Origin of the sequence: Pseudoalteromonas sp. JC3 (assembly GCF_030291895.1) — a bacterium.
Taxonomy (GTDB): domain Bacteria; phylum Pseudomonadota; class Gammaproteobacteria; order Enterobacterales; family Alteromonadaceae; genus Pseudoalteromonas.
Map to the genome: position 1 here is coordinate 2,097,531 of NZ_CP127855.1, position 12,255 is coordinate 2,109,785.

General features: G+C 45.0%; 11 protein-coding genes. 9 read left to right on the forward strand and 2 right to left on the reverse strand.

Annotated features, from left to right (window positions below; all coding sequences use genetic code 11):
* The first annotated feature begins 123 nt into the window (after positions 1-123).
* The 9 genes from sdhC to QSH61_RS08770 all read left to right on the forward strand — a co-directional run bounded on the left by sdhC (position 124) and on the right by QSH61_RS08770 (position 10,615).
* Entirely contained in the window at positions 124-501 is a 378-nt protein-coding gene (gene sdhC, locus QSH61_RS08730) for a succinate dehydrogenase, cytochrome b556 subunit (protein ID WP_125252744.1), read from the forward strand.
* On the forward strand, positions 492-839 hold the full coding sequence (gene sdhD / locus QSH61_RS08735) for a succinate dehydrogenase, hydrophobic membrane anchor protein (RefSeq protein WP_010371467.1): 348 nt from the start codon (positions 492-494) through the stop codon (positions 837-839). Before sdhC ends, sdhD begins: the two co-directional genes overlap by 10 nt.
* Complete coding sequence (sdhA, locus tag QSH61_RS08740) at positions 840-2,612, forward strand: succinate dehydrogenase flavoprotein subunit (protein WP_010371464.1); 1,773 nt, start codon at positions 840-842, stop codon at positions 2,610-2,612.
* Between the two features lie 10 nt (positions 2,613-2,622).
* Positions 2,623-3,342: a succinate dehydrogenase iron-sulfur subunit gene (locus tag QSH61_RS08745; RefSeq protein WP_174168947.1), complete on the forward strand. Its 720-nt coding sequence runs from the start codon at positions 2,623-2,625 to the stop codon at positions 3,340-3,342.
* Positions 3,343-3,426: 84 nt separating this feature from the next.
* Complete coding sequence (gene sucA, locus QSH61_RS08750) at positions 3,427-6,240, forward strand: 2-oxoglutarate dehydrogenase E1 component (protein WP_102056725.1); 2,814 nt, start codon at positions 3,427-3,429, stop codon at positions 6,238-6,240.
* A 10-nt stretch (positions 6,241-6,250) separates the two neighbouring features.
* Entirely contained in the window at positions 6,251-7,744 is a 1,494-nt protein-coding gene (odhB, locus tag QSH61_RS08755) for a 2-oxoglutarate dehydrogenase complex dihydrolipoyllysine-residue succinyltransferase (RefSeq protein ID WP_174168945.1), read from the forward strand.
* 173 nt (positions 7,745-7,917) lie between these two features.
* Positions 7,918-9,084, forward strand: coding sequence for an ADP-forming succinate--CoA ligase subunit beta (gene sucC / locus QSH61_RS08760; protein ID WP_010371452.1), 1,167 nt, complete (start codon positions 7,918-7,920; stop codon positions 9,082-9,084).
* A complete protein-coding gene (gene sucD, locus QSH61_RS08765) occupies positions 9,084-9,956 on the forward strand; it encodes a succinate--CoA ligase subunit alpha (protein ID WP_010371451.1) in 873 nt (290 codons plus the stop codon). The genes sucC and sucD overlap by 1 nt, the downstream gene beginning before the upstream one ends.
* A 41-nt stretch (positions 9,957-9,997) precedes the next feature.
* Positions 9,998-10,615 carry a Crp/Fnr family transcriptional regulator gene (locus tag QSH61_RS08770; RefSeq protein ID WP_248298722.1) on the forward strand — a complete coding sequence of 206 codons (618 nt, stop codon included), beginning with the start codon at positions 9,998-10,000 and terminating at the stop codon, positions 10,613-10,615.
* Position 10,616: 1 nt separating this feature from the next.
* On the opposite strand, the gene QSH61_RS08775 is transcribed toward QSH61_RS08770, so the two are convergent.
* Entirely contained in the window at positions 10,617-10,928 is a 312-nt protein-coding gene (locus QSH61_RS08775) for an antibiotic biosynthesis monooxygenase family protein (RefSeq protein ID WP_174168944.1), read from the reverse strand.
* Positions 10,929-11,043: 115 nt separating this feature from the next.
* A complete protein-coding gene (locus tag QSH61_RS08780) occupies positions 11,044-12,255 on the reverse strand; it encodes a M24 family metallopeptidase (protein ID WP_206472846.1) in 1,212 nt (403 codons plus the stop codon).

The window sequence follows — 12,255 nt, forward strand, 5'->3', positions numbered from 1 at the left end:
AGTGAACTTTTTGGTGTCCTAATTGGTTTATCTAGAGTGTGCCACCTACATTTGCAATATGTAGGTGGGTTTCATAAAAACAAGTAGATGAGCTCCTTTGTGGGCAAAGATGGGCAAGTAACTGTGAAAAAGCAAAGACCTGTAAATCTAGATCTTACGACTATATCTATGCCGCCAACGGCTAAAGCGTCGATTCTTCACCGTGTCACCGGTGTTGCTTTCTTCTTCGCTTTGACCTTTGTGATTTGGGCTTGGTCTGAATCCCTTTCTTCTCCTGAAGGCTTCGAGTTTGTAAAAGAACTGATGTCTGGCTTTATCGCGAAATTCATCGCGTGGGGCACCCTAACTGTATTGTCTTACCACATCATCGGTGGTATCCGTCACATGATCCAGGATATGGGACATTGGGAAGAATTAGAATCAGGCAACAATAGCGCGAAGATTGCACTAGCACTTTGGGTTATCGTAGCAATTTTGGCTGGAGTATGGATATGGTCTTAAATCAAGCGACTCTAAAGCGTGATGGCGTACAAGACTACGTGTCACTACGTACAACTGCGTTAATTATCCTAGCTTACGCGGTATTCATCGTAGGCTATCTTCTAATTACTCCTGAACTAACTTATGAAGCTTGGTCAGGGTTGTTCTCAAATTTAGCTGTGAAAGCAGCAACGATGATCACACTAGTATGTATCATGGTACATACACGCATCGGTTTGTGGCAGGTTCTAACTGACTACGTTAAGAACTCAACAACTCGCACTATTCTTGGCTTTGTATTAAACCTTATGGCTTTAGCTTACGTAGCTATTGGTCTGTTTGTTCTGTGGGGTGTTTAAGTGAAATATAACGTACGTGAATTTGACGCAGTTGTAGTCGGTGCAGGCGGTGCGGGTATGCGCGCGGCACTTGCTATCTCGGAATCAGGCAAAACTTGTGCTCTTATTTCAAAAGTTTTCCCAACTCGTTCTCATACAGTATCAGCACAGGGTGGTATCACCGTTGCGCTAGGTAACTCTCACGAGGACAACTGGGAATGGCACATGTACGATACGGTTAAAGGTTCTGATTACATCGGTGACCAAGACGCTATCGAGTACATGTGTAAAACAGGTCCAGAAGCTATCACTGAACTTGAGAACATGGGTCTACCTTTCTCTCGTTTTGAGAATGGTCGCGTATATCAGCGTCCTTTCGGTGGGCAGTCAAAAAACTTTGGTGGCGAGCAAGCTGCACGTACAGCAGCCGCAGCGGACCGTACTGGTCACGCGTTGCTACACTGCCTATACCAGCAAAACGTTAAAAACAAAACAAACGTTTTCTCTGAGTGGTATGCACTAGACCTAGTAAAAAATGACAATGGCGATGTAGTGGGTGTCACCGCAATCGACATCGAGTCAGGTGAAATCACCTATTTCAAATCAAAAGCAGTTGTTCTTGCAACTGGTGGTGCGGGTCGTATTTTCGCATCAACAACGAATGCGCATATCAACACAGGTGACGGCGTTGGTATGGCGGTTCGTGCTGGCATTTCAATGCAAGACATGGAAATGTGGCAGTTCCACCCGACAGGTATCGCAGGTGCGGGTGTACTAGTAACAGAAGGTTGTCGTGGTGAAGGTGGTTACCTTCTAAATAAAGATGGCGAGCGCTTCATGGAGCGTTATGCGCCAAACGCGAAAGACCTAGCATCACGTGACGTTGTTGCACGTTCAATGATGACTGAGATCCGTGAAGGTCGTGGTTGTGATGGTCCTTGGGGTCCGCACATCAAGCTGAAGCTTGACCACTTAGGTGCTGAGACACTTAATTTACGTCTTCCTGGCGTTTGTGATCTAGCGAAGACATTCGCACACGTAGACCCAGCGGAAGAGCCAATTCCAGTAATCCCTACTTGTCACTACATGATGGGTGGTGTACCTACTAACGTAAACGGTCAAGTACTGAACGTAGACGGTCAAGGTAATGAAAAGATCGTTGAAGGTCTATTTGCAGTAGGTGAGATTGCGTGTGTATCTGTACACGGTGCAAACCGTCTAGGTGGTAACTCACTGCTTGACCTTGTCGTATTCGGTCGTGCGGCGGGTAACTTCCTTGGTACTTACTTGAAAGATGCTGAAATCGCCAAAGAAGCAAGCAACGATAACGTAGACGCAGCACTTGCGCGTACTAACCGTTGGGAAACTTCTGCGAAAGGTCAGGGTGAAGATCCTGTACAAATCAAGAAAGATCTACAACGTTGTATGCAGCTTAACTTCTCGGTATTCCGTGAAGGTGATGCAATGGCTGAAGGTCTTAAAGAACTTAAAGAGATTCGTGAGCGTCTACAGTACGCACGTCTTGACGATAAGTCTGCTGAATTCAACACGCAACGTATCGAGTGTCTAGAGTTAGATAACTTGATGGAAACAGCGTATTCGACAGCGGTTGCTGCGAACTTCCGTACGGAAAGTCGTGGTGCACACTCTCGCTTCGATTACCCAGAGCGTGATGATGAAAACTGGTTGTGTCACTCGATTTACAACCCAGAGTCTGAGTCTATGAGTAAGCGTGAAGTTAACTACGCGCCTAAGACTCGTGAAGCATTCCCACCGAAAGCACGTACATACTAGGAGCTAAGCGATGGCAACTTTAGAATTATCTGTTTATCGTTATAATCCTGATGAAGATGCGGCGCCACGCATGCAAGACTATTCTCTAGAAGTAGAGGAAGGCCGTGACATGATGGTGTTAGATGCTCTTATGCAGTTAAAAGAGCAAGACCCATCTTTATCTTTCCGTCGTTCATGCCGTGAAGGGGTATGTGGTTCTGACGGTATTAATATGAATGGTAAAAATGGTCTTGCATGTATTACTCCAATTTCTGCTTTGCAGAGCGGTGGTAAAGGCAAGGTCGTCATTCGTCCATTACCAGGTCTTCCGGTGATCCGTGACTTAGTAATCGACATGAGCCAGTTCTATACGCAATACGAGAAGGTTAAGCCATTCTTGATCAACGACAAGCCAACTGGTGGTGAAGAACGTCTTCAGTCTATTGAAGAACGTGAAAAGCTAGATGGCCTGTACGAATGTATTCTTTGTGCATGTTGTTCAACGTCTTGTCCTTCTTTCTGGTGGAACCCAGACAAGTTCATCGGTCCTGCGGGTCTTCTACATGCTTATCGTTTCTTGGCTGATAGCCGTGATACAGCGACAGAAGAACGTCTTGCTGGTCTTGATGACGCGTTCAGCGTATTCCGCTGTCACAGTATTATGAACTGTGTTAGCGTATGTCCAAAAGGCCTTAATCCAACTAAGGCAATTGGACAAATTAAATCAATGTTGTTAAACCGTTCGGTATAACACATACTACTAGCTAAGATGGCAAGCAAAAGCTTGCCATCTTGTTTTCGTTTGAGTTTCTGCGCTAGATAAAAGGGCTAATAGATGCACGAAGGTGTGATGAAGGCATGGCTAGAATCTTCGCATTTGTACGGCGGTAACGTTGCGTACGTAGAAGATCTATATGAGGCGTATCTAGATGATGCAGCTTCAGTGCCAGAAGAGTGGCGAGAGGTGTTTGATCAACTACCTAAAGTTGATGGAGTGGATGTTGACACTAAACATTCAGAAGTAAGAGCGCAATTTGCGGAGCTTGCTAAAAACAAACACAGAGAAGTCGTGGTTTCCGCAGAGGGTTCTGCTGATGCCAAGCAAGTTAAAGTTCTGCAGTTAATTAATGCATTCCGTTTCAGAGGTCATCAGAACGCAAACCTAGATCCTTTAGGGATTTGGGATAGAGAACGTGTTCGCGATCTTGACCCTGCTTTTCATGATTTAACTGATGCAGACTTAGATAAAGAATTTAACGTTGGCTCTTTTGCTTGTGGCAAAGAGACAATGAAACTCAAAGACTTGTACGCTGCGCTTAAAGCGACATACTGTGGCTCTATCGGTGCAGAGTACATGCACATCACCTCTACCGAAGAAAAACGTTGGTTACAACAGCGTTTGGAATCGTCCTTCTCGAAGCCACAATTCGACAAAGAAACCAAACTAAGAATCTACAAAGGTCTAACTGCTGCAGACGGCTTAGAAAAGTACTTGGGCGCAAAATTCCCAGGCGCTAAGCGTTTCTCTCTAGAAGGCGGTGACTCACTTGTGCCTATGCTGAAAGAGCTTATTCACCGTGCTGGTGAAAGCGGTCAGCAAGAAGCCGTAATTGGCATGGCCCACCGAGGTCGTCTAAATGTACTAGTGAATGTATTGGGTAAAAACCCTCAAGAACTATTTGACGAGTTCGCAGGTAAATATGGCGAGCACGCAGGTTCTGGTGATGTTAAATACCACATGGGTTTCTCTTCTGACTTCGGTACGAAGGGCGGCAATGTTCATATGGCATTGGCATTTAACCCATCTCACCTTGAAATCGTAAACCCAGTAGTAATGGGTTCGGTACGTGCTCGTCTTGACCGTTTGAATTGCCAAAGTGGTTCTAAAGCATTACCAATCACAATTCACGGTGACTCTGCAATCGCAGGTCAAGGTGTCGTTCAAGAAACGTTTAACTTATCGCAAACACGTGCATACGGCGTTGGCGGTTCGATCCGTATCGTAGTTAATAACCAAGTTGGTTTCACTACGTCAAAACGCGAAGATACTCGTTCGACTGAATACTGTACTGATATCGCTAAAATGGTTCAGGCACCTATCTTCCACGTGAACGCAGACGATCCTGAAGCTGTTGCTTTTGTTACACAAGTTGCACTTGATTTCCGTAACAAGTTTAAACGCGATGTGGTAATTGACTTAGTATGTTACCGTCGCCACGGCCACAACGAAGCGGATGAGCCAAATGCGACGCAACCGCTGATGTATCAGAAGATCAAAAAGCACCCAGTACCTCGCCAATTGTATGCTGATCAACTTGTACGCGAAGGTGTGATTTCTGAAGACGATGCGAAACAAATTGCTGACGAGTACCGAAATGGTCTTGATAAAGGCGTTTGTGTCGTTGAAGAAATTCAAAAAGAAACCAAACACTCATCAGATTGGTCTAAGTATGTTGGTCACGATTGGGATACGCCGTATGAGCCAAAGGTTGCGCTAGATAAACTCAAAGCGCTTGGCGAAAAGATTGCGAGCTACCCAGAGGCCCATAAAGCACAATCACGCGTTAAAAAGATTTACGATGATCGTAAACTTATGGCGCAAGGCGAGAAAATGCTTGATTGGGGTATGGCTGAGACATTGGCTTACGCGACCTTGGTTGATGAGGGCACTGATATTCGTCTTACTGGTCAGGATTCTGGTCGTGGTACATTCTTCCACCGTCATGCCGTAGTTCATAACCAAAAAGACGCGTCGACTTATCTTCCGCTGCAAAACATTCGTGAAGGTCAAGGCCTGTTCGAAGTGTACGATTCAGTACTATCGGAAGAAGCGGTACTTGCGTTCGAATATGGTTACGCGACAGCAGAGCCAACGTCATTGGTACTATGGGAAGCGCAATTTGGTGACTTCGCCAACGGTGCTCAAGTCGTATTCGACCAATTCCTAAGTTCAGGTGAGCAGAAGTGGGGTCGTTTATGTGGTCTAACACTACTACTTCCTCATGGCTATGAAGGTCAAGGTCCAGAGCACAGTTCTTCGCGTTTAGAGCGTTATTTACAGCTTTGTGCTGACCACAATATGCAAGTATGTGTGCCGTCAACACCAGCGCAAGTTTATGCAATGCTACGTCGTCAATCGGTTCGTCCACTACGTCGTCCTCTGATTGTAATGACGCCTAAGTCGCTATTACGCCACCCATTAGCTGTTTCTAGCCTAGAAGAGCTATCCGAAGGCGTATTCAATAACATGATCGATGAGATTGATGATATCAATCCTGAAAACGTTGAGCGTGTTGTGTTCTGTAGCGGTAAGGTTTATTACGAACTACTGCAAGAACGTCGTAAGCAAGAGCTTAACAACGTGGCTATCGTTCGTGTTGAACAGCTATATCCATTCCCTCACAAAGAGATGGATGAGATCATGGCTCGCTACCAGCACGTAAAAGATTTTGTTTGGTGTCAAGAAGAGCCACAAAACCAAGGTGCTTGGTACTGTTCACAGCATCATTTCTGGGAAGCTATCCCAGCTGGCGCAAATCTGACTTATGCAGGCCGTAAGGCTTCAGCTGCACCAGCATGTGGATACATGTCTACACATACTAAAGAACAAAACGCGTTAATTGCTGACGCTTTAACAATTAAGAAATAAGGAATAAGAGATGACAACCGAAATTAAGGTTCCTGTTCTTCCTGAGTCTGTTGCCGATGCAACGGTTGCTACATGGCATGTAAGCGTTGGCGATAAAGTGACTCGTGATCAAAACTTAGTTGACATCGAAACGGATAAGGTCGTTTTAGAAGTTGTAGCGCCAGAAGATGGTGTTATCGTTACAATTTCTGAAGAGGAAGGCGCAACCGTTCTTGGCGAACAAGTTATTGCACAACTAGGTGCTGCTGATGAAGCAGCAGCGCCTGCTCAATCAAATGAAAAACCAGCAGCGTCAGAATCGGCGCCAGCAGCAGAAGGTAAAGAAGTGGACATTAAAGTACCTGTACTTCCTGAGTCAGTAGCAGACGCTACTATCGCAACTTGGCACGTTCAACCAGGTGAAGCGGTTAGCCGCGACCAGAATCTAGTTGATATTGAAACAGATAAAGTGGTTCTTGAAGTTGTTGCACCTGAAGACGGTGTGATGGGTGAGCACATCCACGCTGAAGGTGAGACAGTACTAGGTGATCAAGTTATCGGTAAAATCGTTGCCGGTGGCGCACCAGCTGCATCATCAAGTGCGAAGAAAGAAGAAGCACCAGCTGCTGCTTCTGACGAAAACTCAGATGTACTAACACCATCTGTTCGTCGTCTTATCGCAGAGAAAGGCCTTGATGCTGCTAAGATCAAAGGGTCTGGTAAAGGCGGTCGCATTACTAAAGAAGACGTGGACGCTTTCCTTAAAGCACCAGCAAAATCAGAGTCTAAGCCTGCAGCTTCAGCACCAGCTGCCCCGGTAGGTGAGCGTACTCAGAAACGTGTACCAATGACTCGTCTACGTAAGACAATCGCTAACCGCTTATTAGAAGCGAAGAACTCAACAGCAATGCTGACAACGTTCAACGAAGTAAACATGAAGCCAATCATGGATCTTCGTAAGCAGTACCAAGAGGTATTTGAGAAGCGCCACGGTATTCGTTTAGGTTTCATGTCTTTCTACGTGAAAGCGGTAACAGAAGCACTTAAGCGTTTCCCTGAAGTTAACGCGTCAATCGACGGTGACGATATCGTTTACCACAACTACTTTGACATCAGCATCGCGGTATCAACACCTCGTGGTCTAGTGACTCCAGTACTACGTGATTGCGATAAGCTTTCTGTTGCTGAAATCGAGAAGAATATTCGCGAATTGGCTATCAAAGGTCGTGATGGCAAACTAACTGTTGACGATATGACTGGCGGTAACTTCACTATTACCAACGGTGGTGTATTCGGCTCACTACTATCTACGCCTATCATCAACTTGCCACAGTCTTCAATCTTGGGCATGCACAAAATCCAAGAGCGCCCTATGGCAGTAAACGGTAAAGTTGAAATTTTACCTATGATGTACCTAGCACTATCTTATGACCACCGTCAAATCGATGGTAAAGAGTCAGTTGGTTTCCTAGTAACAATTAAAGAGTTACTTGAAGATCCAACACGTCTACTACTAGACGTATAATATTTGTTTAAAGAATAAGCTGTATGCTCGCATACAGCTTTTTTTTTGCGCCTTTGGTCTAAGTGGGGTTTTCATCAGAAGCCTTGGGATCTATACTATGTGCGCAATTTGGGATAGCTGACTATTTGCATAAATATTCAGCTTTTTTAGTATAAAAAATTGGATAAAGCATCATGAATTTGCATGAGTATCAGGCAAAACAACTTTTTGCCGAATATGGTTTACCTGTATCAGAAGGCTTTGCTTGTGATACACCTCAAGAAGCAGTAGAAGCTGCTGGTAAAATCGGTGGAGACAAGTGGGTTGTTAAGTGTCAAGTACACGCTGGCGGCCGTGGTAAAGCTGGCGGTGTTAAACTTGCAGACAGCAAAGACGAAATCCGCGCATTCGCTGAAAACTGGTTAGGTAAAAACCTAGTTACTTACCAAACAGACGAGAAAGGTCAGCCTGTTGCTAAAATCTTAGTAGAAAGCTGCACTGATATTGCAAATGAACTATACCTAGGTGCTGTTGTTGACCGTGGTTCACGTAAAATCGTGTTCATGGCATCAACTGAAGGTGGTGTAGAAATTGAACAAGTTGCAGAAGAAACGCCTGAACTAATTCATAAAGCTGAGATCGACCCACTAGTAGGTCCTCAAGCTTACCAAGGTCGTGAGCTAGCGTTCAAACTAGGTTTGAACCCAACTCAAGTTAAGCAATTCACTAAGATCTTCATGGGTCTAGCGCAAATGTTTATCAACCACGACTTTGCTCTACTAGAAATCAACCCTCTAGTGATCACAGACGCTGGTAATCTACACTGCCTAGACGGCAAAATCGGTGTAGACGGCAACGCATTGTTCCGCCAGCCTAAGATCCGCGAATTCCACGATCCTTCACAAGAAGACGCACGTGAAGCACACGCAGCAAGCTTTGAGCTTAACTACGTAGCACTAGACGGTAACGTTGGTTGTATGGTTAACGGTGCAGGCCTTGCGATGGGTACTATGGACATCGTAAACCTACACGGCGGCAAGCCAGCTAACTTCCTAGACGTTGGTGGCGGCGCGACTAAAGAGCGTGTATCTGAAGCATTCAAGATCATCCTTTCTGACGACAATGTTAAAGCAGTACTAGTTAACATCTTCGGTGGTATCGTACGTTGTGACATGATCGCTGAAGGTATTATCGGTGCGGTTAAAGAAGTTGGCGTAAACGTACCAGTAGTTGTACGTCTTGAAGGTACTAACGCTGAAGCTGGTCGTGAAGTACTAGCTAACTCTGGCCTTGACATCATTGCAGCTGAGTCACTAACTGACGCTGCTGAGAAAGTAGTTGCTGCTGCGGAGGGCAAATAATGTCTGTACTAATTAACAAAGATACTAAAGTAATCTGTCAAGGTTTCACTGGTGGTCAGGGTACTTTCCACTCTGAGCAAGCTATCCAGTACGGTACGCAAATGGTTGGCGGTGTTTCTCCTGGTAAAGGCGGCACAACTCACTTAGGTCTACCTGTATTTAACACAGTACGTGAAGCGGTAGAGTCAACTGGTGCAACTGCATCTGTTATCTACGTACCAGCTGCGTTCTGTAAAGACGCTATCCTTGAAGCGATCAGCGCAGGTATCGAACTAATCGTATGTATCACTGAAGGCATCCCTACACTAGATATGGTTGATGTTAAAGTGAAGCTAGAAGAAACTGGCGTTCGCATGATTGGTCCTAACTGCCCAGGTGTTATCACACCAGGTGAAACTAAGATCGGTATCATGCCAGGTCACATCCACTTACCTGGTAAAGTAGGTATCGTGTCACGTTCTGGTACTTTGACTTACGAAGCAGTTAAGCAAACAACAGACGCTGGCTTCGGTCAATCTACTTGTGTTGGTATCGGTGGTGATCCAATCCCAGGCACTAACTTCATCGACGTACTAGAGATGTTCCAAAACGATCCGCAAACTGAAGCTATCGTCATGATCGGTGAGATCGGCGGTACAGCTGAAGAAGAAGCGGCTGAGTACATCAAGCACAACGTAACTAAGCCTGTTGTTTCTTACATCGCAGGTGTTACAGCTCCTCCAGGTAAGCGTATGGGTCACGCTGGTGCAATTATCGCAGGCGGTAAAGGTACAGCTGACGAGAAATTCGCAGCACTTGAAGCAGCGGGTGTTAAAACAGTTCGCTCTCTTGCAGAAATCGGTTCTGCACTAAAAGAGAAAGCGGGTTGGTAAGTTAATACCACACGTTAAAAAGGCTCCTCAAGGAGCCTTTTTTGATCTCGCTATACCAATTGCATGAGGGGATTATGCCTTTTCATAAACTCGGTCAGCTTTGTGAAGCCACAAAAAATGAATTATTAACACTTACTCAGCAAAACCCAACGTTCGACACTAAGCGCTGCAGCCGCAATGAAATATTATTGCAACAAGGGCAAGTGCAACGTCATGGCTTTTTTATCCACTCTGGTAAGCTTGTATCATCGGTTGTAAATGAAACAGGGGAGCAAAGACATAAGGAGTTCTATTTTGCTGGTGAACTTTGTATTCTATTTGCTGAATGGATCCAAAAATCTCCTAGCTTCTATCAAATCTCTGCGCTGGATGATGTGGAGTTGGTACTCGTTCCGCTAGCCGAATTAGAACAAGATAATCTTCGCGCACTTAAATTAAAATTATTAGAACAGCAGTTGCTATTTAAAGAAGCAAAAGAAGCTTTTCTACTACTAAATACGCTGGAGCAAAGATATTGTTTTTTGCGTGACAAACGTCCGCATTGGGTTAATGGTTTAGCAAATTATGATCTGGCTAATTATTTGAGCGTAACGCCTCAAGGGCTATCACGGTTAAAGTCGCGAGTGAACAAAGCGCAAGCGACAACAACTAAGCGTTAGCTCAAAGACTATATTCACGCTCTACCTTGGCGATACGAGTTGTATAGCTTTGATACCATTTTTTATTGCCGTTTTTTTGCGCCTCAATATGCTCAGCATTGGCTTTCCATGCTTTGATTGACTCAAGGTCTCGCCAATAAGAAACGGTGATCCCAACCTCCTCACGCGCAGATTCTAATCCTAAAAAACCGGGTTGAAGCTGTGCAAGCTCGACCATTCTCGACGCGGTTTGGGCGTAACCCTCGTCGTCTTCATTTTTTATATTGGTAAGAATTACGGCGTAATAGGGTGGTGGTGGAGTAGTTGCAATCATAAGTTGTAGCGCAGTAAATTGTAGATGCTATGTTTATACCAATTAAGCTGTGCTCTAATCAATCACGATAAATGATGAGTTCCTCATCAGAGCAACTCATCATTTATTTCTAATATCATTCAACCCCAAAAGGATTGTCTATGCTGTGCGCAGGTACAGTAAACCAACGTGGACCATCGTCGGTCATATAGAAATGGTCTTCCAAGCGAATGCCAAATTCGTCAGGAATAACCAGCATAGGCTCGTTTGAAAAACACATTCCAGCTGCAAGCGGTTCAGGGTTGTCTTTGACTAAATAAGGCCATTCGTGAATATCTAAGCCGATACCGTGCCCAGTGCGATGTGGGCAACCTGGTAGTTGATAATCAGGACCAAGCCCATTGCTGGCAATATACTCTCTCGCCGCTTTATCAACAGCGCCACAGGGCGCACCAATTTTGGCTGCATTAAATGCTGCAATTTGCGCTTGCTTCTCGATTTGCCAAACGGACTTTTGCTTTTCACTGGGGTCGCCAAAAACATAAGTACGGGTGATATCGCTAAGATAGCCGTGTAACTTACAACCAGTGTCGACGAGAACCACGTCGCCTTTTGTCAGCGTTTGTGGATTTTTTACACCATGTGGGAATGACGACGCCACACCAAATAGCACAATACAAAAATAATTGCCCGGTGCTCCCACTTTTTTGTGCGCTTCATTAATAAAAGCTTCAACTTCGGTTGTGCTGATCCCTTCATACAGCATAGATGCCGTTGCTTTATGTACGGCAAGTGTCATGTCCATTGCACGTTGAATAAGGGCAATTTCATTGGCCGATTTATGCATTCTACAATGCGCGGTTACTGCCTTTGCATTGATAAGCGAAAGCTCAGGTGCCGCGAGTCTGATCCCGTCAGCAACAAAAAACGCAGTGCTTTCGTCAATGGCGAGTGTACCTGTGCTATCAATATTGAGTGTGTTAAGTACGTTTGCAACGAGCTCGTAAGGAGATTCTTCTTCTTGCCAAGCATGAATAGGGCCTTCAATCAGCCAATAATCCTTGATTGATCCGATCTCAAAAAACGGGACGATGAACTGAACTTGTCCATCGGCGGGTAAAATAGCACCGACCAAACGCTCACTGGCGTACCATTGCAAACCAGTAAAGTATTTTAAATTTGTACCTGCATTTAAATAGAGTGCATCAATGTTGTTCTGCTGCATATATTGTTGAGCTTTTTCTATTCTTGCTAAATACTCGCTTTCGGCAATTGGCGCTATGCCTTTGGTCATATCTTCTAAGTTATCTAGCGCTTGCTGCGCGCTCTGGTATGCAATACCTTTCAT

Bases quoted from the DNA above. Each gene is read 5' to 3' on its own strand.
- sdhD (WP_010371467.1), top strand. From the start codon at position 492: ATGGTCTTAAATCAAGCGACTCTAAAGCGTGATGGCGTACAAGACTAC.
- QSH61_RS08745 (WP_174168947.1), top strand. From the start codon at position 2,623: ATGGCAACTTTAGAATTATCTGTTTATCGTTATAATCCTGATGAAGAT.
- sucA (WP_102056725.1), top strand. From the start codon at position 3,427: ATGCACGAAGGTGTGATGAAGGCATGGCTAGAATCTTCGCATTTGTAC.
- odhB (WP_174168945.1), top strand. From the start codon at position 6,251: ATGACAACCGAAATTAAGGTTCCTGTTCTTCCTGAGTCTGTTGCCGAT.
- sucC (WP_010371452.1), top strand. From the start codon at position 7,918: ATGAATTTGCATGAGTATCAGGCAAAACAACTTTTTGCCGAATATGGT.
- sucD (WP_010371451.1), top strand. From the start codon at position 9,084: ATGTCTGTACTAATTAACAAAGATACTAAAGTAATCTGTCAAGGTTTC.
- QSH61_RS08775 (WP_174168944.1), bottom strand. From the start codon at position 10,928: ATGATTGCAACTACTCCACCACCACCCTATTACGCCGTAATTCTTACC.
- QSH61_RS08780 (WP_206472846.1), bottom strand. From the start codon at position 12,255: ATGAAAGGTATTGCATACCAGAGCGCGCAGCAAGCGCTAGATAACTTA.